This window comes from Streptomyces sp. NRRL F-5122 (assembly GCF_001507435.1).
Taxonomy (GTDB): Bacteria; Actinomycetota; Actinomycetes; order Streptomycetales; family Streptomycetaceae; genus Streptomyces; species Streptomyces lannensis.
Genome location: NZ_LMWH01000242.1, coordinates 60202 through 83525 on the forward strand (window position 1 = coordinate 60202; position 23324 = coordinate 83525).

Sequence of the window (23324 nt, forward strand, 5' to 3'; positions counted from 1 at the left end):
CGAAGGGGGACCGGCTCTTTCGAACCTCTGCGGTGAGGCGGGCGGTCAGGCCGCCGGCCGGATCCGGTCGCCGGTTGCGTGGCGCAGTGCGGTCTTGAGCCGGTCCCGGATCGCGGTCTGGGCGGCGATGCGTTCGTTGAGGACCGTCAGTCGCTCTGATGCGACCTGCAGGGCCTTGTCGGATGGCGGCGTCGTGGTCACGTCTCCGTCCAGGCACGGCAGGAAGATCTGCACGTCGTCCAGGGTGAGCCCGGCGGCCAGCAGGTGGCGGATGTTGCGGACCCGCACCACCGTCCGCTCGTCATAGATGCGGTAGCCATTGGGGGCCCGCTCCGAGGAGATCAGCCCCGCCTGCTCGTAGTGCCGCAGCGCACGGGCCGTCGTCCCGGTCGTCCTGGCCAGCTCACCGATCTGCACCCGCTCCACCTCCACGGCCACTCCTATCACGTCACGACCGCCCCGCCGTCGACCGGGAGTACCACGCCGGTGACGAACGACGCGGCTGGTGCGGCGAGCTGGGTGATTGCCCAGGCAACCTCCTCCGGTCGGCCGATCCGGCCCAGCGGGGTGTGTGCCAGCTGCCACTCTCGTAGTGCTGCCATCCGTTCCGGCGTCAGTCCCTGGTGCTCGCCGATCGGGGTGTCGACCGCGCCGGGCGCGACCGCCACCACCCGGACCCCGCGGGGTGCCAACTCGACCGCCCAGCTGCGAGTCAGCAGTTCCAGCGCGGTCTTGGTCGCCGCGTAGACCGAGCTGCCCGGCCAAGCCCGCTGCCCCACCGACGTACTGACGTTGACGATCGCTCCGCCGGACGCCTCGAGGGACGGCAGCGCGGCTTGGGCCAGCAGGATGGGTGCGATCAGATTGGTGGCGATCTGCGGCGTGATCATCTCCGGCGTGAGGGTGCCGAGGGCACCGCCGTGCACGATGCCGGCGTTGTTGACCAGCACGTCCAACCGGCCGTGCGCCTCCAGCGCGGTTCGGACGATCCGATCGGGCTGGCCCTCGGCGGTGATGTCGGCGGCCAGCGGGGTGATCCTCTCGTGCCCGGCTGCGGTCTCGCGGAGCGGTTCGGCCCGCCGGCCGATGGCCAGGACGCGGGCGCCCTCAGCGGCGAACGCGCGGGCGGTGGCCCGGCCGATGCCGGTGCCGGCCCCGGTGACGGCGACGACCCTGCTGACCGGAGGTGCAGTGCTGCTGTCCATGCCGGTCATCGTTCAACCCTGCCGCCAGTGGCAAGGTCAAACGGCGGCTGGTGGCCCTGCGGTCACCGAGTGTGGTCTCCGGGTGCGTAGTGTCGCCAGGTTCCTTCGGCCTCGGCGGCGAGTTGGGCGGTGGTGTCGTCGTGGTAGCTGAGCATGCGGGCGACCACGGGGGCGGGGGCCCGGAGTACGAGGTGGCGGATCGCCGACGTGCGTCCTCGCCGGGTAGGGAAGCCCAGGTCGCGGAGGCGAATTTCGAGGGTGTCCGAGGTCATGGGTTGTCCGGCCCGTCGACCTGGGAAGAGCCATCGGGCGCCCGGATTGGTTGCGGTCATGGTGTTCGGCCGCTGGCCCGGGTAGTCCAGCAGCATGCCGGCGAAGGGCTCAGGGACGGGCGACGGCGGGTCGCCGAGCCGGATCTGGACCTCGCCGTCCTCACGGAGGACATCGTCGATGGTGAGCCGTGCGATCCGGGTGAGCGACTGCGCGTAGAGGAGGACGAGCGGGGCGGCCACGCGGTCCTGGAGAGGGATGTCGTCGCGGTCGACGACCTGCCGTAGCAGGGTGAGCCGTTGCTGCTGAACGAGAGGGGTTGGGTTGCTGGTGGAGCGGTGCGGAACGGTGACCGTGGGCATGTGGTTGGACCGCATCGCCCATCGCAGGAAGGCAAGGGTGAGGCACTGGGCGGTGTAGCCGCCTGCGTACCAGTCGTGGACATCGGCCTGCGTGCAGTCGGCGAGGGTTCGCCCGCGCTCGGCGAGGTGAGCGAGGAAGGCGGTCGCGAGGTGGATCTCGTTGCGGGCCTGGTGGATCTGCTTGCTGGTGAGCGGGCAACGGTCGGCCAGGGTGTGCAGGCGGCGCTGGATGTGCCAGGTGGCGAAGAGCTCCAGCAGGCGCCGACGCCCGGGGTCATCGATGGCGGGCGACAGGTCCACGATCGCGTCGCCGGTGGCGACCTTGCGGATGGCGGCGTTCTCGGTCTTGGTGGCGATCAGGTCGGCCGGGGTGCACTCGAAGATGTCGCAGAGTGCGGCCAGCACCGGCAGCGACAGCCGCTCGGGAGTGCTGGTGACCAGCCGGTGGACCTGGGAGACCGTGCGGGTCGCCCGGGCCAGCAGCCCCCACGGCACCACTGCGATGTGGATCCGCGACCGCCTCGACGGCCTGTTCAGCGACGAGGACTTCACCGCCTGGTACCCGCGCGACGGCCGCCCCGGGCTCTCGCCCGCGCAGCTGGCCACCGTCTGCGTGCTGCAGTACGCGCTCAACCTGTCGCACCGCCAGGCCGCCGAGGCGGTGCGCTGCCGCATCGACTTCAAGTACGCCCTCGGCCTGGAGCTGGAAGACCCCGGCTTCCACCACAGCGTGCTGTCCGACTTCCGCGAGCGGCTCGCCGAGGGCGACCGCGCCGACCGGCTGCTGGGCCTGGCACTGACCCGGATCCGGCGGGCCGGCCTGCTCAAGGGGCGCGCCGCCCGCGCCAGTCGACCATTTCCATAAACCATGAATATAAAAAGGCTATGCTTCGCGCATGAGTCGTCAAGACACCGCTCCTGGCGCGTCCGCCGTCATCGGGGCAGCCCTCTACGGCCTGGCCACCAGGGCCGCGAGACGCCTGCCCCGGGACATGAGCCTGACGTCCGCCGCCACCCTGGCCACCCTGGACCGGACCGGCCCGCGGCGCATCACCGATCTGGCCGCGGTCGAGGGCGTCACCCAGCCCGGGATGACCGCCCTGGTCCGGGTTATGGAGGAGTCCGGCCTGGTCGAGCGGCGGGGCGACGCGTCCGACAAGCGGGTCACGCTGGTGTGCCTGACCGAGGCCGGCGCCTCCTATGTCCGGACACGGCGCCAGGCGGGCGTCCACGCGTTCGAGCGGTTGATCGGCGGGCTCACCGGCGACGAGGTCGAGGCGCTGGTGGCGGCCCTTCCGGCGCTGAAGCATCTGGCAGATCTCGAAAGCCAGGACCGCGAAGGGCCGAAGCAGTGACCGGGCAGCCGGTCGGCGGGGTCGCGGTGAAGGCGTTCCCCGTGGCGCGTTCCGAGGCGCGGCTGCTGGTCCCCGCCCTGGTGTTCATCGCTCTGGTCGTGGCGGCGGTCGCCAGCCTCGGGACACCGCTCATCACCAGCGTGGCGACCTCGTTCCACGTCTCGCTCGGCAGCGCGCAGTGGACGCTGACCGTCGCGCTGCTCAGCGGCGCCGTCGCCACGCCGGTCCTGGGCCGGCTCGGAGCCGGCCGGCACCGGCGGGCCACGATCCTCGCCACGCTGGCGGTCGTCGTCGCCGGCAGCGCGCTCACCGTGCTGCCGCTGCCGTTCGCGTGGCTGCTGGCCGGCAGGGGGGCCCAGGGCGTCGGGCTGGGGCTGACGGCGCTGATGATGGGCGTGGCCCGGGACCACCTCCCCGAGGAGCGCAGCGCGGCCGTGATCGCCCTGATCTCGGTGGTCTCGATCATCGGGGCCGGCGTCGGCTACCCGCTGGCTGCACTGCTCGCCGAGCTCGGCGGGGTACGGGCCGCCTACGGCCTCGGCCTGGTCGTCACCGCCGCCGCTCTCCTGACCGCGTGGCGCTCCATGCCCGAAGCCCCCGAAGGCCGCTCCGCCCACGTGGACGTGGCAGGCGCGGTCGTCCTGGCCGCTGCGCTGCTCCTGGTGCTGTTCCTCGCCGGCGAACGGAATCTGTGGAGCCGGCACCTCGCCGTGGCGGCGGGCCTCGCCGTCGTCGCGGTGGTGCTGCTCTGCGTCTGGGCCGTCATCGAGCTGCGCAGCACGACGCCCCTGGTCGATGTGCGGGCGGTGCGGCACCCGGCGGTCGCCGGGGCGAACCTCGCCATGTTCGTCGGCGGGATCGGCATGTACCTCCTGCTCACGCTCATCACCCGGTACGCGCAGACGCCGCACGGCGCCGGCTACGGCTTCGGGCTGACGACCTTCGTCGCCGGGCTGGTCCTCATCCCGTTCTCGGTGCTGGGGTTCGTCGCCGGCAAGCTCACGCCGCGGGTCCGGACGCGGATCGCCGACCCCCTGGTCCTGGCCGGCAGCGCCGTCGTGGTCGGCGGCGGGTTCGCCCTGTTCGCGGCGGCCCGATCGGACCTGGCCGAACTGTTCGCGGCGATGGGCGTGCTCGGCTTCGGCGTCGGCGGCTTCTCGGCCGCGATGCCCGGCGTCATCCTGGCCGTCACCCCCAAGAGCGAGACGTCGAGCGCCATGAGCTTCAACTACGTCGTCCGCAGCGTCGGGTACTCCCTGGGCAGCGCCATCGGCGGCCTGATCCTCGCCGCGGGCACCGGCCCCGGCCACCTCTTCCCCGACGACAGCGCCTACACCACCGCGGCGCTGGTCGGCATCGGCGCCATGGTGATCACGACGCTGACAGGCCTCGCTCTCGCCCGCCGACGCTCGTCCGAGACCAACCCGTAAGTCAGATGCACTCATCCCAACACTGGAGGTTCCATGCCCAAGGGCTACTGGGTCAGCGCCTACCGCACCATTTCAGACCCTGAGAAGCTGGCTGCTTACAACAAGCTGGCCGGTCCGGCCGTCGAGGCCGGGGGCGGTCGGATCCTCGCCCGTGGCAGTCGGGTCGTGGCGCATGACGCCGGAATCGCCGAGCGCACCGTCCTGATCGAGTTCGACAGTTTCGAGCAGGCCGTCGCGGCGCACGAGAGCGCGGCCTACCAGGAGGCGCTGGTCGCCCTCTCCGACGGCGTCGAGCGCGACTTCCGCATCGTTGAAGGCATCGACTGACCGAGGTCGAGTCGGATCTTCACTGAAGCAGCAGGATTCTGGGGTATACCGGCCCGCTCCCGTGAAGGAGCTGGACCTGACCGCCGCCGGTCTCGGCCAGGCTGCCTGAGCCGCGGAGGCGGTAGCGGGCTGAGGGCGGTGCAGTCCGTGCGTTCGTCTAACGCTGGTTTGCCGGAACGGACCGCGGCGGTGCCGTACTGTCCCGTGAAGCCGTGGCGAGCTGTTAACGCTGGTGCTCTCATTGGCAGTCAGGATGGCTGGACTTGGTCGAAGAGGGCGAGGGCTTCGGCGGGGTCCGGGCTCACTAGGCGTTCCAGACCGGCCATCGTGATCTTCGCCCACCTGCCGGCCCGTGCCCACATCTGTTCCTCGAAGGCGCGGACGGTCTCGTCCAGATCTCCAGGGCTGGTGGCGATGGATTCGGCGAGTTCGGCGCCTTCCAGCATCGCGAGGTTCGCTCCCGCCCCCAATGGGGGCATCAGATGGGCGGCGTCGCCCAGTAGCGTCACCCCGACGACGTGGGTCCACGTGTGGGACACGGGCAGTACGTAGAGGGGGCGGTGGACGAAGGCGTTGCCGTGGCGGAGGAGGTCGAGGACGGGAGCGGCCCAGCCGTCGAACAGAGCCAGCAGGCTCGATCGCATGGCCTCGACGTCGGCCAGGTCCAGGTTCGTGTGCCAGTCCAGTGGCGCGCGGAACTGGGCATATACCTTGACGTGGCCGCCGCTGTTGCGCTGGGCGACTAGCGCGCGGTTCACGCCGTACACAGCCACGGAACCGTCGCCGATCAACCGGGCGAGGTCAGGGTGGCGGGCGTCGACGTCGTCCAGGGAGGTCTCGACGGAGGTGACGCCGGTGTAGTGCGGCGTCACCGACGAGACTGCCGGGCGGAGCCGGGACCAGGCGCCGTCCGCGCCGACCACGAGGTCGTACGTCTCCTGTCGCCCGTCCGCGAAATGGACCAGTACGCCACCCCGGGTCCCCGGCACAACTTGCGTCACATCCCGACCCCACTGGACGTCGAGAGGGCCGAGCAGCAGGTCACGGAGTTGCCCGCGGTCGATCTCGGGATTGGCCCGGTCATCCGGGCGAGGTTGCCAGTCGCGCAGGACGGTCCCGGCCGTGTCCAGGATGCGCATGGCCTGCCCCTCGGGACGAGACAGCGCCTGGAACTCCGCCAGCAGCCCCGCCTTGTCCAGTGCAAGCTGGCCCATCCCTTCGTGCAGGTCCAGCGTGCCGCCCGGGGGGCGGGCGTCGGGGGCGGGATCGCGTTCGAGGACGGTGACGGGATGATCATGGCGGTGCAGGACGCGGGCGAAGGTAAGGCCGGCAGGACCGCTCCCGACCACTGCGATGCGGTGTCTCATATCGATACACTGTATTGCTCATATACAGTGCATCGCAACGGTACGGTGTGAGCATGACTGTCTGGGACCGGCCGGAGCCGCCGACTCGCCCCGTGCCGCTCGACCGGGAGCGGATTGTCGCCGCCGCCATCGCCCTGGCCGACGAAGGCGGGCTGGAGGCGGTGTCGGTGCGCAAGGTCGCGGCCCGCCTGGACGCCGGTCCTATGCGGCTGTACAGATACATCTCCACCAAGGAGGAACTGTTCGACCTCATGGTGGACGAGGTCCAGGCCGAGATTCTCCCCGAGGAACAACCCGGTGACTGGCGGGAGGCGCTGCGCATCCTCGCCCATCGCACCAGGCAGGCCGCTCTCCGTCACGAATGGCTGGCCGACCTGCTCGGCGGTCGCCCGACCCTGGGTCCGAACGGCCTCGCCGTGACCGAGGCCACGCTGGCCGCCTTCGACGGCCTCGCCGATGTCGACACTGTCATGCGCGCCGTGGAGACTGTCAGTGCCTACTTCATTGGCGCGATCAGGCGCGAGATCGCGAACCTGCGGGCCGAGCACGCCACGGGCCTGTCCAAGCACGACTGGCAGCGTGCCCACGGCCCGCATGTGACGAGAATACTGGCCACCGGCCGCTTCCCGGCGCTGGCCAAGGCCGTGTACGACGGCACGGACGTGGACGCCGAGACATCCTTCGCAACCGGCCTGGACTGGGTCCTCGACGCCGTGGCCGCCAAACTCACCCCGCCGCCGGCGTGACGCTCAGCTCCTGCCGAATGTGGGCGAGTTCGGGGTCGGTGTCCACGGGCCGTGCGGGCAGTCTGTCGGTCCCATTTCGCGGCGTGTGAATTGGTCACCGGTCAGCACGGAACAGCGAGAGGTGCGGGTAGAGCCTTGGCCGGACTCGGTCGGCAATTACCCACAGTGACCAAAGGTCCACACTCGCCGTAGAGTACGCGACGGTCGATTACGCGAGGTCGCCGGTTTTTTCCCCCACGTGGGACGCCGAGCTGCTGCCGTCCCTGCCACGGCCGGAACGACCGCTCGGGCACTCGTGCCCCGATGGGCCCGGGCAACTCGTGCCGGCCGACCCCGCAGTCCGCGAGCCCGGCGGCTTCGGCACCGCGTCGGCAGCGGATGTGTGAACGTCGTCGCCTTGTCCAGGCCGTGATGGTCAGTAACCGGTCCGAGGTTGAAGGCGAGCGCTTCCTTGGGCGGGCCGTCATGCAGGTGAGCCCTTCCAGTGGTGGGCTGTCATACAGGGCGGTGCCCTGGTTAGCTCGGCCGACCCTTGACGGGGAATTCGCCTCGGCTGTGGGCTGAGGCGCGTGCGGAGCGCCGCGTCCAATGTCGGCGCGCGAGGTCCCGTTCGTGCCGGGACGGCCGTCAAGGCGCTTTGCCGCAGTGGCGACCCCCCGCGGGTGCGGCGGCCCGGGGCCCGGAGAGTCGCGGTCCCCCGGCACCGGGTCGGTTCGACCGCGTACGCGGCCCTCCGCCCCATCCGCCGGTTCGGGAAACTCGGCGATCTTCCTCACTCAACGTGACGGAACAGCGCCCCGCCCTCACTCCAGAATCCATGTCTGAACACGTTGTATGGTTTCTCGTGCACGATGTCTTGGCGGAAGCGCTGTGAGCGACCTCGCCGGCCAAGAAGCAACCACTCCTCCTTAAGGCAGGGCACGAGCATGTCGCTGACAACCACTACGTTCGGGAAGCGCGCCACCGCCGCCGAGGTACTCGACGGAGTCGATCTGAGCGGGCGCCGGATGATCGTCACCGGAGGGTCCTCCGGCCTCGGCGTCGAGACGGTTCGCGCGCTCGCGGGTGCGGGCGCGCAGGTGACCATCGCGACCCGGAACCCGGCTTCCGCCGAGGCGCTGGTCAAGGAGTTCCCGGGAACGCAGGTCGTCGCACTCGACGTCGCCGACCTGGCTTCCGTCCGTGCCTTCTGCGACGCCTGGGACGGACCTCTCGACGCCCTCGTCGCCAACGCCGGCATCATGATGCTCCCGACCCGTGAGGTCAACGCACAGGGCTGGGAGATGCAGCTCGCCACCAACTACCTCGGCCACTTCGCCCTGGCCGTCGGCCTTCGCCCCGCTCTGCAGGCGGCCGGGAACGCACGCGTGGCCGTGGTCAGCTCCGGTGCCCAGTTGCGGGCCGGGTTCGACTTCGACGACCCGCAGTTCGAGCGGCGCGCCTACGACCCGTTCGTCGCCTACGCGCAGTCGAAGACCGCCGATGTGCTGCTCGCCGTCGGAATCAGCCGTCGCTGGGCCGAACACGGCATCACCGCCAACGCCTGCGCGCCGGGCGTGATCCACACCAATCTGGCACGCCACCTCGACCAGGCGACCCTGCAGGCCCTCGGTGCCATGGACGCGGACGGAAACCTCGTCACCCCCGACTACTTCAAGACCCCGGCCCAGGGCGCCGCCACCACGGTGCTGCTGGCGGCGTCGCCGCTCCTCGACGGCGTGACCGGGCGGTACTTCGAGGACAACCAGGAATCGGAGGTTGTCGACGGGGGCCCCGACGTGATGGCGGGCGTCGCCAAGTGGTCGATCGACCCCACCGCCGCCGACCGGCTGTGGGACTACGCTCTTCCCGTGGTGCGCTGACCCGCTGGCCCCTGTGCGCCAGGGGGGACCGACCCGACGGCTGGGCGGAGCCGCCGACGTGTCGCCCATCGTGTACGTGGCCCCGTTCGCCCCCGGGGGAGCTGGGACAACGAGGCGCGGCTGTGGCGGGGGCTGCCGCAGCCAGGGTCTTCTTCGCCGAGGGGCGGGGGCGATCCGAGCACAATGACGGACTGGAAGGTGCCTGATGAGACCCGTGACCCGACGCCAAGCCGACCACCATTCCGCGCGGTCGGCCGCGACCCGGGCGCAGGTGATGTCCGCCTTTGAGCGCATGCTCGATTCAGGTGAGGCCTTCTCCGAGATCAGCGTTCAGCGGATCCTGGAGGAGGCGGGGGTGTCCCGGGCCACGTTCTACGCGCACTTCCAGAGCAAGTCGGACATTCTGGTTCGGCTCTCCGACGATCTGCGGGAGTCACTGCTGGCGCTGGCACGCCAGTGGGATCCGGCCGGCGGGGAGGACGGGGTCGACCGGCTCACCCGGTTCTTCGAGGAAGTGATCAAGATTCACCGCGCCCACCAGGGCGTGATCATCGCGGTCCGGGAGGCGGCGGCCTACGACTCCGCGGTGGGCGATTTCTACACCGCCAACCTCGAAAGCTTCGAGGAGACGTCGCTGCGGACGCTCCTGTCCGATCAGGCCGCCGGCTCGACTCCTGCCGACGTCGACGCCGTCTCCGCGAGCCGGATCATCGTCTGGGGAGGCGCCCAGGCGATCGCGCACCACATCCGAGTCGACGACGGCAGCGGTGACGCCGTCTTCGCCCGCGAACTCGCCCGGATCTGGTGGTACGGCGCCCACCGTCGCCCCGCCGGAGCCTGACCCCGCACAAGGGCGCGCCCGAGTCTCGGACAGGCATTCACCGGGTGCAACACGGCTGTCTGGCGGTCCGACCCGTAGTCGCAGTCGCCGACTTCGGGTCGGACCGCCGTCCACTGTGTTGGCACGGCGGCTGTTTGGGCGCACCGTTTGTGTACAGGTTCCGCGGCCACATGTTCGCACCGTCGGCCACGTCGTTGATGTGGTGCATCCCCGTGTCCGGAGGGAGTCGGGCCGCATTCCACGGTCCGTGGCCCGGTACCGCACCGACGAGCCACGCCGATCCCACGCAGCAGCACGACGCTCAGCCGTCCGTGGTTCAGGCGCCCTTGGGGAAGGCGTGCTTCCTGCCGCCGATCACCGCCGCCCCGGCGGCGATCAGAAGCGCCAACGACGCCCAGGTGATCGACGTCGCGTCCAGATTCGCCAGCAGAAGGCCACCGATGAAGCCGCCGAGCGCGATGGACGCGGAGAAGACTGTGATGGTGATCGACTGAGCGACGTCGGAGGCGGCTCCCGTCGCGTCGATCGCTCCGCCGATGAACAGACTGGGGGAGCTGCCGAACGCGAAACCCCAGGCCGCGACTGCGATGTAGACCAGCAGCGGTACACCTGAGAACAGGGCCAGAACGAGCACGCAGATCGCGAACAGCACGGTGCTGCCCACCACGAGCCTGCGCAGGTGTCGGTCGATGTGCGTACCGACCACGAGCACGCTCAGGACGGAGGTGACACCGAAGGCGAACAGCACCCAGCCCGTCTGCCCTCCCATGCCCGCGTGCCGGAGGAAGTCGGTGATGTAGGTGTAGAGGATGTTGTGCGCGATCATGTAGGTGGCCAGCGTGAACAGGATCGTGCGCAGCCCGGGTATGACCAGGACCTGGGGGATCGTGAAGCGTCCGTCCACCGGCCCGCCGGGCAGGTTGGGAAGCGTCGACCGGATCCACGCCATGGTGAGGACGGTCAGGGCGGCGGATGCGTAGAAGGCGACCTGCCAGCCGCCGAGTCCGCTGAGCCAGGTTCCCAGCGGGATGCCCAGGGCCAGACCGATGGGGGTTCCCGCGAGGGCGATGGCGATGGCCCGGCCCTGCCGGCCCTGCGGGGCGAGCCGGGCGGCGTAACCGCCGAGGAGGGGCCAGATCAGACCGGTGCCCAGGCCGGCCATGAACCGGATCACCAGCGTCAGCGTGTAGTCGCCCGACAGCGCGGTGAGCGCGTTGGCAAGGGCGACGATGCCCAGGGCGAGTTGCAGGACGTTCTTGCGGTGCCAGGTCGCCGTCGCGCGTGCGAGCGGAATCGCCCCCAGTGCCGTGGCCAGTGCGTAGAGCGTGACGGTCTGGCCGGTGAGCGAGACGCTGGTGTCGAGCGAGCGGCTCATGTCCGGCAGCAGGCCGGCCGGCAGGCACTCGGTGAGGATGCTGATGAATCCGGCGAGGAAGAGGCCGAGCAGGGCTTTGCCGGGGAGGTGGTCTCGTCGGGGTGTGGTGGTGGGCCGGGCTGTGCTGGTTGTGTCGGTCATTTTCGCTGTTCCGTGAGCTGGGTGTGATGTGGCGGGGGTGTTTCGCCCCGGCGGGGACGGGCGTGGTCGACGGACGGGTCTGCCGGTGAGCGGTCAGGGCTTGATGAGGACCTTGAGGCTGTTGCGGTCGGCCATGTCCTGGTAGCCGGCCGGGACGCCGTCGAGGCCGGTGGTGGCGTCGAAGACCTTCCCGGGCTCGATGACGCCACTGAGGATGTCGGGCAGGAGCTGCTCGATGGAGGCGCGGACCGGCGCCGGTCCGCCGGCCAGCCGGATGTTGTGGCGGAAGAGGCTGGCGAACCCGACCGGTGCCTGTTCGTACTGCGGCAGGCCCACCCGGCTGATGGTGCCGCCCCGGCGGACGACTCCGAGGGCCTGCTCGTAGGCGGCCATGCTGCCTACGGCGTCGATGACCACGTGGGTGCCGTGCCCGCCGGTCAGGTCGCGGACCGCCGCGATGCCCTCCGCACCGCGGGCGGAGACGACCTCGGCGGCGCCGAATTCCCGGCCCAGGTCGGTCCGTGTCCCGTGGCGTCCCATGAGGACGATGTGTTCTGCGCCCAGCCGCCTGGCCGCCAGCACGGACAGCAGGCCGACGGCGCCGTCGCCGATCACGGTGACGCCGGTGCGCTCGTCGACCCCTCCCACCACGGCCGCGTGGTGGCCGGTGCCGAGGACGTCCGCGAGGGTCAGCAGGGAGGGGACGAGGGCCGAGTCGGCGGCCACGGGCAGCTTGACGAGGGTGCCGTCGGCGAGCGGGACGCGGACGGCTTCGGCCTGACCGCCCTCGTCGGCCAGGCCGTCCCAGAGGTCGGCCTGGGGATGGGCGCAGGAGGTGTGCAGGCCATCGCGGCAGAACGCGCAGGTGTTGTCGGAGACGGAGAAGGGGGCGACGACCAGGTCGCCCTTCCTGAGGGTGGTGACCTCGGAGCCGATGTCCTCCACAATGCCGATGAACTCGTGCCCCATTCGCGCGGGGACGTCGTGCGCCGTCCTGGTGGCGTAGGGCCACAGGTCGCTGCCGCAGATGCAGGAGGCGGTGATCCGGACGAGCGCGTCGGTGGGCTGCTCGATCACGGGGTCCGGGACGTCCTCGATCCGGACGTCACCGGCCTTGTACAGGAGTGTTGCGCGCATCAGAAGTTCTCCGATCAGGTGGGGCTCGGTACTGGCGCCGGGAAGGGGTGCGTCCGCCGGTGAAGGCGGTCGGTGCCGCCACCGGCAGGTGGCACCGCGGCGGCACGCGGTGGCCCCGGGCCGCCTTCGCGGTCCCCGGCGGAGCACTCAGGCTGCTGTGGCCGCACGGCCCGGGCCAGACACCTGTCCCACCTACGTCTCGTACGACTGCCACCAGCAGGGACAGGCTTGGATCGGGACCCGGCGCGATACTCGAAGCCATGGCTCCCCACCGCATCCCCCGCACCGACCCGCAGGCCGGGTCCGGCTCCGGATCCGACCCGGGACACGCCTTCGAGCAGCGGCTCGACCCGCGTATGGAGCTCGGCGACTTCCTGCGCACGCGCAGGGCCCGTCTGAAGCCGGCCGACGTGGGGCTCGCCGACTACGGCGGACGGCGCCGGGTGCCCGGTCTGCGCCGCGAGGAGCTCGCGCAGGTCTCCGGAGTCTCCGCCGCGTACTACACGCGCCTCGAGCAGGGCAACGCGCACAACGTCTCGCTCGAAGTGCTGGACGCGATCTCGCGCGCGCTCATGCTCTCCGAGGCGGAGCACGTCCATCTGCTGCGCCTCGCCCAGACGAGGCAGCGCAGGCCGCGCCCCGCGCCGCAGCGCCAGCGGGTGCGGTCCACGCTGGTGGAGCTGCTTTCGGCGATGGAGGGCGTTCCCGCCTATGTGTGGGGCCGACGCACCGATGTCCTGGCGTGGAACCACACGGCTTCCGCGCTCTTCGGTGACTGGGGGGCGCGTGCTCCTCAGGAGCGCAACTGGGCCAGGATCACCTTTCTCGACCCGGCGGCCGGGCGGCTCTTCGTCGACTGGGAGTCCAAGGCGTACGACGTGGTGGCCCAACTGCGACTTGGCGCCGGCCTGCACGCGGACGATCCGCAGCTCGCGGCCCTGATCGGCGAACTCTCCCTGAAGAGTGAGGACTTCAGGAGGCTGTGGGCGGCCCACGACGTGAAGAAGAAGACGCACGGCGGCATGCGGATGATGCATCCCTTGGTCGGCGAACTGACGCTGCGCTACGAGACGTTCACGCTGTCTGGAGACCGGGAGCAGTCGTTGACGAGCTACCACGCCGAGCCCGGTTCGCCCTCGGAGGAGGCGCTGGGTCTCCTGGCGAGCTGGGGCTCGGACGCCTCCCGGGACTGGCGGGCCGCCACGCGCGATTGAACCCGCCACCGGTCCGGGACACATCCGGGTGCGGCCTGCGCCGGTGACGCGGACATCGAAGGCCGGGCCCGGCTTCGATGGTGGTCGTACTATCGATGGTCCGACCGCATCGCATGCCATCCCGAGGAGTCATCGTGGCCCGCCCCCGTACCGCCGCCCGGACAGTGGAGCACCCCGACCTGTCGGACGTCTCGCTCCAGCAGGTCCTGGAGGCGTTGGTGGATCCGGTGCGTCGCGGGCTGGTGCTCCAGCTGTCCAGGGCCGGAGAGGACAAGAGCTGCGGCACCTTCGATGCTCCGGTGTCGCCGTCGACGCTCACCCATCACTTCAACGTGCTGCGCGAGGCCGGTGTGATCCGGCAGTACTACCAGGGGACGGCGAAGATGAACACGCTTCGCGCGGACGAGATGGAGCGGCGGTTCCCCGGTCTGCTGTCGTCCGTGATGACCGCCGCCACTCGGTCGGCGGCGGGTGTGGCCTGAGGGCGCCCGGTCGTCCCGCCCGCCGGGCGGAGGGCGCAGGCGTACATGTATTTCGACAGCGATCAAAGTTTGACGACTGTCGAACCTTAGGGCAGGGTGGATCGTGCACGGCGCCGATTCGGCGTATACCTCCTATCCCTGTCTTGAGGACGGTTTCGTCATGGCACGACTCGTACAGTTCGACCGGCTCGGCGGTCCCGAGGTCCTGACCCTGCGCGACGTGGAGGTGGGTACCCCGGGCGTGGGCGAGGTGCGTATCCGTGTCGACGCGATCGGTCTGAACCGGGCCGAGATCATGTACCGCGAGGGCGCCTACTTCGACCGGCCGGCCTTCCCTTCCACGCTGGGCTACGAGGCCGCGGGTGAGGTCGAGGCGGTCGGTGAGGGGGTGCACGGTCTAGCCGAGGGTGATCCGGTGGCGGTCGTGCCCGCGTTCCTGCAGAGCGAGTACGGCACCTACGGCGACCACGTCGTCGTTCCGGCCGCCGCCGTCGTCCCCCGTCCGGCGAATCTCGATCCGGTGCGGGCCGCGGCCGTGTGGATGGCCTACATCACGGCCTACGGCCCGCTCTTCGAGTCCGGCCGCGTACGTCCCGGTGACCATGTCCTGATCACCGCGGCCTCCAGCAGCGTCGGACTGGCTGCCATCCAGATCGCCCGCCACATCGGCGCGATCCCGGTCGCCACCACGCGCGGCTCCGGCAAGAAGCAGCGTCTGCTGGACGCCGGTGCGGCCCACGTCATCGTCACCGACGAGGAGGATCTCCCCGGCCGCGTCAAGGAGATCACCGGTGGTGAGGGCGTCCGGCTCGCCTTCGACCCCGTCGCCGGCCCCGGTGTCGAGACCGTCGCCCTGGGTATCGCCCCCGGCGGCAGCCTGGTCGTCTACGGCGCCCTCGACCCCCGCCCCACCCCGCTGCCCAACGCGCACTCCTACCCGGAGCTGACCAGCAGCACCTACACGCTGTTCACGATCACCAAGAACCCCGAACGCCTGCGCCGCGCCGTCGCGTTCATCAACGCGGGCCTGGCCTCGGGATCCTTCACCCCGGTGGTGGACCGCACCTTCGACCTCGCGGACATCGTCGAGGCCCACCGCTACATGGCGGCGAACGGCCAGGTCGGCAAGATCGTCGTCACCGTGGACCACGCCGCCTCCTCGTCGTGATCCGGACCGAGTCGATCCCCGGGCCGGCCCCAGGAAGCAGGGGCACCCACTTGGCCAACTCCGGGCGCGCGCCGCGCGGTTAGAGGGTCACGCCGTCCATGCGCGCGGGCGATACCGGCGTTTCCTAGCGGACGATGCGTGCGACCGCCCCGGCTTCGGGATCGCCGTACGCGGCGATCAACTGCTCGTCGGTCATGCGGTCCACTTCCTCGCTGCGAGCGACGGGAAAGATCACATGGTTGTCCCGGTCCGTCCAGTACTCAACTACGCGGAGCGTGTCGGTGGCGCGGCTCATGCTGTGCTCCCTCGTGATGCGTGGGTGGTTCAGGTTGCGTCTGTGCACGTCGAGGGTCAAGAGGAAGTAGGTCTTCCGTTTTGGCCGAGGGAGGCGTAGGTTCTGCATACCCCGCGACGGCGCCTCTCCAGGCCCCGGCCCGCAGCCCCGGGGAGAGGCGGGCCACGCGGGGGCCAGTTTCCTGGCCCGGCCCGACGCTGCCCGTCGGCCGGCCACAGGTGCCGCTCACGGAGGGGACGGCCCGGCGTCGCGACATGTGCCGGGTTCCGGACTCTCCTCGAGGGGACGGCAGTTGACCGAACATGGAAGCCGCCTCCGTGGACGCCGGAGGCGGCTTCCGTTCGTTCGGAAACCCGGGACGGGCGGTAACGGCTCTCGGCCGCCCCCGCGCCGATCCGGACTCCCTCGGCTTCGCCGTGCCGGTCGCACACTCAACATGGCGAAGCGGGCCGCGTCCACTCACGTTCCTGTGGACGGGCCCGCCTCAACGGTCATGGCTGCTCAGTTCCAGCCGTACCGCTCCCGCAGTCGGTGTACCACGAGGTTGAACCGCATCCGGTCCAGTGCGCACGCCTCGCGTCGCATACCGTCCTCGTGCAGCCGCAGGACACGATCGACGTCCACCCACGAGTCGCGCCCCGAGCGGTCCCAGGGCCCGCTGCCTATCGGCACCCACTCCCGGTCGCCGTCGTGGCGCTTGCTGGAGAGTTGCACGGCGAGCAGCGTGCCCGTCGCCTCGCGGGCGACCACGAGGACCGGACGGTCCTTGCCGCGCCCGTCGTTCTCCTCGAAGGGCACCCAAGTCCACACGATCTCACCGGGGTCGGGGTCGCCATCGTGCGTGGGGGAGTACTCCGTACGCACACGCCCGACCCGGCGGGGGTCGGCCTCGGTGGTCGCGGTGGGCCCGTAGCGGCCGGGAACGTCTTCGTCGGCAAAGGCAGTCACGCCGCTCACGTTAGAGCGTCGCCGCGTGCGCCCACCGAGCGGGGTCGCGGCGTGAGACCCCGTCAGTTCACCGGCCCCGCGTCACGGCTGGGGCGGGTTGTCCCGGTCCTGCGGGGAACCCATCTGCTGCCGCAGTGCGTCCGGCCCCTTGTCGACCTGGCCGGCGGGCCTGTCCTGGGTGTTCTCGGCGGCGGTACGGCCGCTGTCGCCCGTGCGTTCCGGGTGCCCTGCCAGCATCCGCTTGAGCTTGTCCATCATGGACATGGCGCCCTCCTTGCGGTGTTCCTCCCTCCAGCATCGCGGTCCCAGGTCAGAGGTGCATCCGGGACGCGTCGGAGGCACCGCTTCGAGGCCGAGGCCGGTCAGAAACCGATGTCGTGCAGTCCCGCGATCGGGCCGGTGAGCGCCGCACGGGTCCGCCTGCTGAAATCGTCGACCAGGACTTCGTCCGCGTCGTTCTCCAGGGCCCGCATCGTGTGCTCGGCCACCTCCTCCGCCCCGATCTTGGGGGCGTCGACCGATGCACTGAGGTCCGTGTCGACGAAACCGCAGTGGACGCCCACCACGAGCGTTCCCTGCTTGCGCAGCCCCTGGCGCAGCGCGTTGGTGAGCGACCACTGCGCGGCCTTGGAGGCCGAGTAGCCCGGTGCCGTCTCGATCGCCAACCAGGAGGCCGCGGAGAGCACGTTCACCAGTGCGCCGCCGCCGCCCGCCGCGAGGATCGGGGCGAAGGCGCGGGAGACAGACCAGGTGCCGAAGTAGTTGGTCTCCATCGTCCTGCGGGCCACGTCGAGGTCCCCGTCCAGAAGGCGTGTGGCGCCGCTGCCCTGGCCGGCGTTGTTGACCAGGAGCGTGACGTCCCGAGCGACCTCCGCCGCCGCCGCGATGGTTCCCGGGTCCGTGACATCCATCAGCAGCGGGGTGAGCCGGGGGTCGGTCACGGTCTCCGGCCGCCGAACCGCCGCGTAGACCTTCGCGGCGCCTCGGCCGAGCAGCGCTCGGCTCAGGGCAGCGCCGATGCCCCGGTTGGCGCCCGTGATCAGGGCCGTCTGTCCTTCGATGCGCATGGGTCGCCCTCTTCGATCCAGGAGCAGGGCAGGACCCGCTCAAGCTGTATTGGTTTTTCCAAGTTAGCACGTGGATTGGTTTTCCCAAGTCATGTACGTTTGGGTGCATGGCCAGAGCGAAACGACCTGATGTCACGCCGGACCTGCCGGTCTGCTCGATCGAGCGCAGCCTGGCCCTTCTCGGGGACCGCTGGACCCTGCTCATCGTTCGTGAGGCCAGGGGAGGCGCGAGCCGGTTCAGCGACTTCCGCGACGCCCTCGGTATCGCCACCGATCTGCTCACGCAGCGCCTGGCGTCGCTGGTGGACGCCGGTGTCATGGAGCGCCGCACCTATCAGGAGCCGGGCCGGCGAGCCCGCTTCGACTACCACCTCACGCGGGCGGGCCGCGACCTGACGCTGGTGCTCGGCGCGCTTCAGCAGTGGGGGGACCGGTATCGCCCGCCCGCGAGCGGGCCGAGTGCCGTGCGCCGCAGCCGTACGACCCAGCAACCCCTGGAGGTCGCGTTCGTGGACGGCAGCGGCTCGGCGGTCGACATCGCGGACGTGGAGTTCGTGCTCAGTGACGGCGGTTCCGGGGCCGCGCCGACCCGGGCGCGCGAGGAGATGTCCGGCTGACGCCAGGCGCCGGAGCAGCAGGGTCGCTTGACGATTCTAAGTAGACTGGTCATATTGGATTGGTCAGCACGCGAACCGAGGTGGCATCCCATGGCACGGGCCTCCAAGCGCGAGGAGATCGCGCAGGCAGCTCTCGATCAGTTCCATTCACACGGCTTCCACGCCACCGGCATCAACGACATCACCGCTGCCGCCGGTGCGCCGAAGGGCTCCTTCTACAACCACTTCTCCAGCAAGGAGGAGAGCGCGCTGGAGGCGCTGAGCCGCTACGCCGACAGCCTGCGGTTCGACATCCTCTTCACGCCGGGGCAGCCCGCCCTCGACCGGCTGCGGGCCCACTTCGAGTTCCTGAGGCGGATGACGGTCGACAGCGGCTTCGCACGGGGCTGCCTCGTCGGCAACTTCGGGGCCGAAGTCGCCGACCACAACGAAACGATCAGATCCGCGGTCAGGCAGAGCTTCGACCAGTGGGCGGGCCTGATCAGCCGGGTGCTGACCGAAGCCCGGGAGGCGGGCGAACTCGGTGCGGGCCCCGACGCCGACGAGGCGGCGCGGTTCATCCTCAGCGCCTGGGAGGGCACGCTCATCGTCGCCCGAGCCGACAAGACCTCCATCCCCTTCGACAGCTTCTTCCACATGGTTTTCGGCGTCGTCCTGCGCTGAACGCGCCACGCCGGCGGGACAGGACCCCCACCACCTTCACTCTCCGGCCCACGAGGGCCGACAACCCACCCAGGAGATCCAGCATGTCCACGTATCGCGCCTTCGAGGCCACCGGTGTCCACCAACTGCGACTTGCCGAGCGGGAGTTGGTGGATCCCGCGCCCGGGCACGTACGACTGAGAGTGGAGGCCTGCGGCGTCTGTCACACCGACGTCCTGGCCGTGGAGGGACTGCGTGCCGACCCCGCACAGCCGCTCGTACCCGGTCACGAGGTCGTCGGCGTGATCGACGCGGTGGGTGCCGGCGTCACCGCCTGGCAGCCCGGAGACCGGGTGGGTGTCGGATTCCTCGGCGGCCAGTGCTGGGAGTGCGAACCGTGCCGGCGCGGCGACTTCGTCAACTGCCTCCGCCAGCAGCAGACCGGCACCACCGTCGACGGTGGCTACGCCGAGGTGGTCTACGCACGATCCAGCGGACTCGTCCGCATCCCCGACGGCCTGACCGCCGCCGAGGCTGCGCCGCTGCTGTGTGCCGGCCTGACCACGTTCATGGCGCTCCAGCAGGACTCCACACGGGCCGGTTCCCTCGTGGCCGTCCAGGGCATCGGCGGTCTCGGCCACCTGGCCCTCCAGTACGCCCGCAGCCTCGGCCACCGCGTGGTCGCCATCGCCCGGGGGAGCGAGAAGGAGAAGCAGGCGCGTGAGATGGGCGCGCACGAGTACATCAACAGCACGGACCAGGACCCCGCCGCGGCCCTGCGCGACCTCGGCGGCGCGGCGCTCATCGTCGCCACCGCCGCCAGCGGCGCCTCCATGAGCCCTCTGGTCGGCGGCCTGGCCCCGGGCGGAAAGCTCGTCGTGGTCGGCGCGGCCCCCGACCCGATCACGGTGTCCACGCCCGATCTCATCTTCGGCACGCGCACCCTCGCGGGCAGCCTCACCGGTTCTTCCATCCAGAACGAGGACAACCTCGCCTTCGTTCTCGCACACGGTATTCGGCCGGCCGTCGAGGTCCTGCCGTTCGAGCAGGCGATGGACGGCTACGAGCGGATGCTCTCGGGCAAGGCCCGGTTCCGCGTGGTCCTCGACGTCGCCGCCTGAGAGCGCGACACCGAACCCCGAGGCACGCAGCCACCGGCCGCGAGACGGTACGGACGGCCGGAACTCCCCGGCCGTCAGCGCCTGTACAGGTCATCGCCGGGCAGCCAGGCGTCCGGGTCGTGGATGCCGAGGTCGCCGACGTGCCCGGTCAGGGCGTCGACGACGGCCAGGACCGAGGCCCGTTCCTCGTCGCCCCGCCATACCAGCGACCAGGTCCAATAGACCTTGGGCGCGACCAGCGGACGCCGGACCAGGTCGGGCGGTACGACAGTGGTCTGGCCCTTGGGGGAGTTGACCACGGGACGGCGGCAGCGGCGCACGTGGTCGAAGAAGGCCGCGCCGGTGACGCCGCCGTCGGTGGTGCGGACCGCCCGGGCACCGGTGTCGTCGGACAACTGCTGAGCGAAGGCGTTCCAGGACGCCCAGGACGTGGTGTCCGCGTCGATGAGCACCGTGGCGTCCCGTGTGTGCACGTCGCTGTCCTCACCGCCGGGGGAGACGGCGTAGAGCCGGTCCGCGCCGATGAGTCGCGCCTGCAGGCCCAGGCGCTCGAGCTCCCCGGCGGGGATCCAGCACACCGCGACGTCGAGACTGCCCGCGGCCACCCGGGCGGCCTGGGTGTGCGAAGGGGCGACCCAGGCGTCCACATGCACCTGGGCGACCGCGGCGCTACGGGTACTCAGGTCCGGAGGCAGCCAGTTGACGTAACCCAGCCGTACCGGCTCCGACCCGGCGAGACGGCCCGCTCGGCGTCGGAGGTCGTCCGCCCGCTCCACCAGAGCGCGGGTGTGCGGGAGCAGGGCCGCGCCGGCCGGGGTCAGGGACACCGAACGGCGGTCCCGGTCGAACAGCCGCACACCGAGGTCTCGTTCGAGCGCCTTGATCTGCTGCGACAGTGAAGGACCGGCGATCAGCAGCCGCTCGGCGGCGCGACCGAAGTTCAGTTCCTCGGCGACCGCGAGGAAGTACCGCAGCTGGCGTAGTTCCACGTCCGCCATGCTACGTCGCTGGGAGGCTCCGCCTATCAGCAACGAGAGAGCCGGTCATGGCATTTGCCCAGGTGGCAGGGGAAAGATGGCAGAAGGGCGCTGCGTGGGCCCCCGATACCCGCGGGGAGCCCGCCCACCTGGAGAGGGATCATGCGCGAGTTCCTGGTCGAGATCAACACCGCGGTTGCCCGGGGCACCGGCAGGGAAGAGGCGGTGCGCGGTCGCGCAGCCGACGCCGTCCGGGCCGGGGAACCGGCCGCCGCCGACCCGGGCCGCGCCCATTCCGTGTCCTGACCCGCAGGGCGCCGGCCCGCCCTCGGCGCCATCCGGTCGCTCCGGTACATCGAGGGCGACGGAGCGCGCCACGCGGGCCTCCGCCCGGACCGAGCCTCGGAGGACAACTCCATGCGTGCGCGCACTCAGCGCCCTTCATCCGTCGGCACGACCACCACCCCACCGCACTCGCCCTGGGCCCACGTCGCCCGGGCCGCCGCCGCGCTCGCGGCCGGCATGGGGGTCGGCCGCTTCGTCTACACCCCGATCCTGCCGCTGATGCACGCCCAGGCCGGGCTGTCCGCCGACGCGGGCGCGCACCTGGCCACCGCCAACTACGTCGGGTACCTCATCGGCGCCCTCGCGGGCATCCTGGCCCCCGCGCTGGTCCGTTCACCCGCCGTTCTGCGTGGGTCCCTGGTCGTACTGGCCCTCACCCTCGCCGGGATGCCCGCCACCCACAGCACCGCGGCCTGGCTCGTGCTGCGACTGCTGGCCGGGATCGCCAGCGCCTTGATCTTCGTCATCGCGGCCAGTTCCCTCCTCAGCCACCTCAGGGAGCACCCCGCCCACCTGCCCGGCTGGGCCTTCGGCGGGGTCGGCGCCGGAATCGCGCTGTCGGGCCTGCTGGTGCTCGTGCTGCGCAACGTCGCCGACTGGCAGGCCGCATGGTGGGCCTCGGCCGTCCTGGCCGCCGTCCTCGCCGCACTCTCCTGGAACCTGAGACCCGAGGTGGCGCCCGCACTCGGCGCGACCGTCGCACAGACGGGGCCGAGGCGGCCCACACACCGCTGGTTCGGTGCGCTGTTCGTCAGCTACACCCTGGAGGGCATCGGTTACATCGTCGCCGGCACCTTCCTCGTCGCCGCGATCGGGCAGAACTCCCCGGGCTGGGCCGGTAGCGGCGCCTGGGTGCTCGTCGGTCTTGCGGCGGTGCCGTCCTCGGCGCTGTGGGCCCGGCTCGGCCGCCACTGGTCGCGGCCCGATCTGCTGCTCGCCGCCCTCGCCATCCAGGCGGTCGGGATCGCGCTGCCCGCCCTGTTCGGATCGGTGGCGGCCGCCCTGGTCTCCGCGGTGCTGTTCGGCGCCACCTTCATCGGTGTCAGCACCCTTGCGCTGGCCACCGGCGCCCATCTGCAGTACCCCCGCTCCGTCGCCCTGCTGACCACCGGATACTCCGTGGGCCAGATCGCGGGGCCGCTCGCGGTCGCCCCGCTGCTCCACCACGGCTACCGCCAGGCGCTGCTGCTGGCGGCCGTCGTGGTGCTCGCCGCCGCCCTCGCCGCGGGGCTCGTACGGAGCGGATTCCCGCACCACATGGCGCTCGTACGGCACGGCACACCCGAGGACCGGACCGTCCCGGCAGCCGCGGCGCAGACCTCGACCGACCGGAGCTGAACCGACCGCGCTACTGTCGAGCTGACGGGGCGGCCGCTCAGCGATGTCATGCCCCCCGCCTGAGACGTGGAGTCACGCATGACCACTGCACGGGATCTGCTCATTGTCGCCCTGGACGCCACCCCCGGCCGTCCCGCCGAACCGGGTGAGCTGTCGCTTTCGCTCGCGGGAGCCGAGCTGATCGACCTTCTCGACGCCCGGGCCGTCTCGCTGGACGGTGACCGCATCGTGCCGGCCGATCCGCCGGTGACGGACGACCGCCTGCTGAAGGACGCCGCGTCGTCCCTCGTGCGGAAGATGCCGCACGAGTCGATCGAGGACTGGCTGTGGCGCCGGGGGCGGGGTCTGTCCTCGGTCTACCTGACCGTCTTCGAGGAGGAAGGGCGGTTCACGCGGCAGCACCGCCGCTGGCTGCCGTCCTGGACCGGAGTGGCGTCGCTGGTCGACTCGCCCGACCGGCGCCTGGCCACGGACCGGTGGACGTCGGGGGAGCCGGTGCTCGCCACGCTCGCCGCGACCGCCGGCATCCGGGACATGCCGACGGCGGAACTCCCCGACGAGGTCGGCGAGGCGGTGGCGACGGTGCTCGCGGCCGTCGACGACGCGGTGACGGAGCTGACGGCCGTACGGCAGCGGCGGGACATCGAGAAGGCGGCCTTCGACAACATCTGGAGGGGACCCGTCTGAGGCGC

27 protein-coding genes are annotated in these 23324 nt (G+C 70.9%); 16 read left to right on the plus strand and 11 right to left on the minus strand.

Going from position 1 to position 23324, the window contains the following annotated elements; all coding sequences use genetic code 11:
• Window positions 1–45: 45 nt before the first annotated feature.
• The 3 genes from ADL25_RS27350 to ADL25_RS50775 are packed head-to-tail and all read right to left on the minus strand — an operon-like array spanning window position 46 to window position 2335.
• Window positions 46–417 carry a MerR family transcriptional regulator gene (locus ADL25_RS27350; RefSeq protein ID WP_059130546.1) on the minus strand — a complete coding sequence of 124 codons (372 nt, stop codon included), beginning with the start codon at window positions 415–417 and terminating at the stop codon, window positions 46–48.
• Window positions 418–443: 26 nt separating this feature from the next.
• Window positions 444–1214, minus strand: a complete 771-nt coding sequence (locus ADL25_RS27355) for an SDR family NAD(P)-dependent oxidoreductase (protein ID WP_059130493.1) — start codon at window positions 1212–1214, stop codon at window positions 444–446.
• Between the two features lie 53 nt (window positions 1215–1267).
• Complete coding sequence (locus ADL25_RS50775; RefSeq protein WP_234381063.1) at window positions 1268–2335, minus strand: helix-turn-helix domain-containing protein; 1068 nt, start codon at window positions 2333–2335, stop codon at window positions 1268–1270.
• 4 nt (window positions 2336–2339) lie between these two features.
• On the opposite strand from ADL25_RS50775, the gene ADL25_RS27365 reads away from it, so the two are divergent.
• From ADL25_RS27365 to ADL25_RS27380, 4 genes are all read left to right on the plus strand, one after another.
• Window positions 2340–2702 (plus strand): transposase, encoded by a 363-nt coding sequence (locus tag ADL25_RS27365; protein WP_416384740.1) that lies wholly within the window; start codon window positions 2340–2342, stop codon window positions 2700–2702.
• 127 nt (window positions 2703–2829) lie between these two features.
• Window positions 2830–3192: a MarR family winged helix-turn-helix transcriptional regulator gene (locus tag ADL25_RS27370; RefSeq protein WP_059130495.1), complete on the plus strand. Its 363-nt coding sequence runs from the start codon at window positions 2830–2832 to the stop codon at window positions 3190–3192.
• Window positions 3189–4622 carry an MFS transporter gene (locus tag ADL25_RS27375; protein ID WP_059130496.1) on the plus strand — a complete coding sequence of 478 codons (1434 nt, stop codon included), beginning with the start codon at window positions 3189–3191 and terminating at the stop codon, window positions 4620–4622. Before ADL25_RS27370 ends, ADL25_RS27375 begins: the two co-directional genes overlap by 4 nt.
• A gap of 33 nt (window positions 4623–4655) precedes the next feature.
• Window positions 4656–4949 carry a DUF1330 domain-containing protein gene (locus ADL25_RS27380; RefSeq protein ID WP_059130497.1) on the plus strand — a complete coding sequence of 98 codons (294 nt, stop codon included), beginning with the start codon at window positions 4656–4658 and terminating at the stop codon, window positions 4947–4949.
• A 248-nt stretch (window positions 4950–5197) separates the two neighbouring features.
• On the opposite strand, the gene ADL25_RS27385 is transcribed toward ADL25_RS27380, so the two are convergent.
• Entirely contained in the window at window positions 5198–6316 is a 1119-nt protein-coding gene (locus ADL25_RS27385) for an FAD-dependent oxidoreductase (RefSeq protein ID WP_059130498.1), read from the minus strand.
• Window positions 6317–6369: 53 nt separating this feature from the next.
• Here ADL25_RS27385 and ADL25_RS27390 point away from each other — a divergent pair, with 53 nt between their 5' ends.
• From ADL25_RS27390 to ADL25_RS27400, 3 genes are all read left to right on the plus strand, one after another.
• Window positions 6370–7062, plus strand: a complete 693-nt coding sequence (locus tag ADL25_RS27390) for a TetR/AcrR family transcriptional regulator (RefSeq protein WP_059130499.1) — start codon at window positions 6370–6372, stop codon at window positions 7060–7062.
• Window positions 7063–7988: 926 nt separating this feature from the next.
• A complete protein-coding gene (locus tag ADL25_RS27395; RefSeq protein ID WP_059130500.1) occupies window positions 7989–8924 on the plus strand; it encodes an SDR family NAD(P)-dependent oxidoreductase in 936 nt (311 codons plus the stop codon).
• Window positions 8925–9129: 205 nt separating this feature from the next.
• Window positions 9130–9765: a TetR/AcrR family transcriptional regulator gene (locus ADL25_RS27400; protein ID WP_199839216.1), complete on the plus strand. Its 636-nt coding sequence runs from the start codon at window positions 9130–9132 to the stop codon at window positions 9763–9765.
• A gap of 316 nt (window positions 9766–10081) precedes the next feature.
• On the opposite strand, the gene ADL25_RS27405 is transcribed toward ADL25_RS27400, so the two are convergent.
• Complete coding sequence (locus tag ADL25_RS27405; protein ID WP_059130501.1) at window positions 10082–11281, minus strand: MFS transporter; 1200 nt, start codon at window positions 11279–11281, stop codon at window positions 10082–10084.
• 93 nt (window positions 11282–11374) lie between these two features.
• A complete protein-coding gene (locus ADL25_RS27410; protein ID WP_059130502.1) occupies window positions 11375–12418 on the minus strand; it encodes an alcohol dehydrogenase catalytic domain-containing protein in 1044 nt (347 codons plus the stop codon).
• 260 nt (window positions 12419–12678) lie between these two features.
• Here ADL25_RS27410 and ADL25_RS27415 point away from each other — a divergent pair, with 260 nt between their 5' ends.
• The 3 genes from ADL25_RS27415 (at window position 12679) to ADL25_RS27425 (ending at window position 15282) form a co-directional block, all read left to right on the plus strand.
• Entirely contained in the window at window positions 12679–13632 is a 954-nt protein-coding gene (locus tag ADL25_RS27415; protein ID WP_059130503.1) for a helix-turn-helix domain-containing protein, read from the plus strand.
• Between the two features lie 113 nt (window positions 13633–13745).
• Window positions 13746–14114 (plus strand): ArsR/SmtB family transcription factor, encoded by a 369-nt coding sequence (locus ADL25_RS27420; protein ID WP_059130504.1) that lies wholly within the window; start codon window positions 13746–13748, stop codon window positions 14112–14114.
• 160 nt (window positions 14115–14274) lie between these two features.
• Window positions 14275–15282 (plus strand): zinc-dependent alcohol dehydrogenase family protein, encoded by a 1008-nt coding sequence (locus ADL25_RS27425; RefSeq protein WP_059130505.1) that lies wholly within the window; start codon window positions 14275–14277, stop codon window positions 15280–15282.
• A 124-nt stretch (window positions 15283–15406) separates the two neighbouring features.
• On the opposite strand, the gene ADL25_RS27430 is transcribed toward ADL25_RS27425, so the two are convergent.
• The 4 genes from ADL25_RS27430 to ADL25_RS27445 form a co-directional block, all read right to left on the minus strand.
• Complete coding sequence (locus tag ADL25_RS27430; RefSeq protein ID WP_159045014.1) at window positions 15407–15577, minus strand: hypothetical protein; 171 nt, start codon at window positions 15575–15577, stop codon at window positions 15407–15409.
• A gap of 501 nt (window positions 15578–16078) precedes the next feature.
• The gene (locus ADL25_RS27435; RefSeq protein WP_059130507.1) at window positions 16079–16525 is read right to left on the minus strand and encodes a type II toxin-antitoxin system PemK/MazF family toxin; all 447 of its coding nucleotides are present in this window, start codon (window positions 16523–16525) and stop codon (window positions 16079–16081) included.
• An 81-nt stretch (window positions 16526–16606) separates the two neighbouring features.
• Window positions 16607–16789 carry an antitoxin gene (locus ADL25_RS27440; protein WP_059130508.1) on the minus strand — a complete coding sequence of 61 codons (183 nt, stop codon included), beginning with the start codon at window positions 16787–16789 and terminating at the stop codon, window positions 16607–16609.
• A 98-nt stretch (window positions 16790–16887) separates the two neighbouring features.
• Window positions 16888–17592 (minus strand): SDR family oxidoreductase, encoded by a 705-nt coding sequence (locus ADL25_RS27445; RefSeq protein ID WP_059130509.1) that lies wholly within the window; start codon window positions 17590–17592, stop codon window positions 16888–16890.
• 107 nt (window positions 17593–17699) lie between these two features.
• Here ADL25_RS27445 and ADL25_RS27450 point away from each other — a divergent pair, with 107 nt between their 5' ends.
• The 3 genes from ADL25_RS27450 to ADL25_RS27460 all read left to right on the plus strand — a co-directional run bounded on the left by ADL25_RS27450 (window position 17700) and on the right by ADL25_RS27460 (window position 19972).
• On the plus strand, window positions 17700–18209 hold the full coding sequence (locus ADL25_RS27450) for a winged helix-turn-helix transcriptional regulator (protein WP_059130510.1): 510 nt from the start codon (window positions 17700–17702) through the stop codon (window positions 18207–18209).
• 90 nt (window positions 18210–18299) lie between these two features.
• A complete protein-coding gene (locus tag ADL25_RS27455; RefSeq protein WP_059130511.1) occupies window positions 18300–18872 on the plus strand; it encodes a TetR/AcrR family transcriptional regulator in 573 nt (190 codons plus the stop codon).
• Window positions 18873–18955: 83 nt separating this feature from the next.
• Window positions 18956–19972, plus strand: coding sequence for an alcohol dehydrogenase catalytic domain-containing protein (locus ADL25_RS27460; protein ID WP_059130512.1), 1017 nt, complete (start codon window positions 18956–18958; stop codon window positions 19970–19972).
• Window positions 19973–20046: 74 nt separating this feature from the next.
• On the opposite strand, the gene ADL25_RS27465 is transcribed toward ADL25_RS27460, so the two are convergent.
• Window positions 20047–20970, minus strand: a complete 924-nt coding sequence (locus ADL25_RS27465; protein WP_059130513.1) for a LysR family transcriptional regulator — start codon at window positions 20968–20970, stop codon at window positions 20047–20049.
• Between the two features lie 141 nt (window positions 20971–21111).
• On the opposite strand from ADL25_RS27465, the gene ADL25_RS49165 reads away from it, so the two are divergent.
• From ADL25_RS49165 to ADL25_RS27475, 3 genes are all read left to right on the plus strand, one after another.
• Entirely contained in the window at window positions 21112–21255 is a 144-nt protein-coding gene (locus tag ADL25_RS49165; protein ID WP_159045015.1) for a hypothetical protein, read from the plus strand.
• A 216-nt stretch (window positions 21256–21471) separates the two neighbouring features.
• Window positions 21472–22632 (plus strand): YbfB/YjiJ family MFS transporter, encoded by a 1161-nt coding sequence (locus ADL25_RS27470; protein ID WP_079050608.1) that lies wholly within the window; start codon window positions 21472–21474, stop codon window positions 22630–22632.
• A gap of 78 nt (window positions 22633–22710) precedes the next feature.
• On the plus strand, window positions 22711–23319 hold the full coding sequence (locus ADL25_RS27475; RefSeq protein ID WP_059130514.1) for a GOLPH3/VPS74 family protein: 609 nt from the start codon (window positions 22711–22713) through the stop codon (window positions 23317–23319).
• Window positions 23320–23324 lie beyond the last annotated feature (5 nt).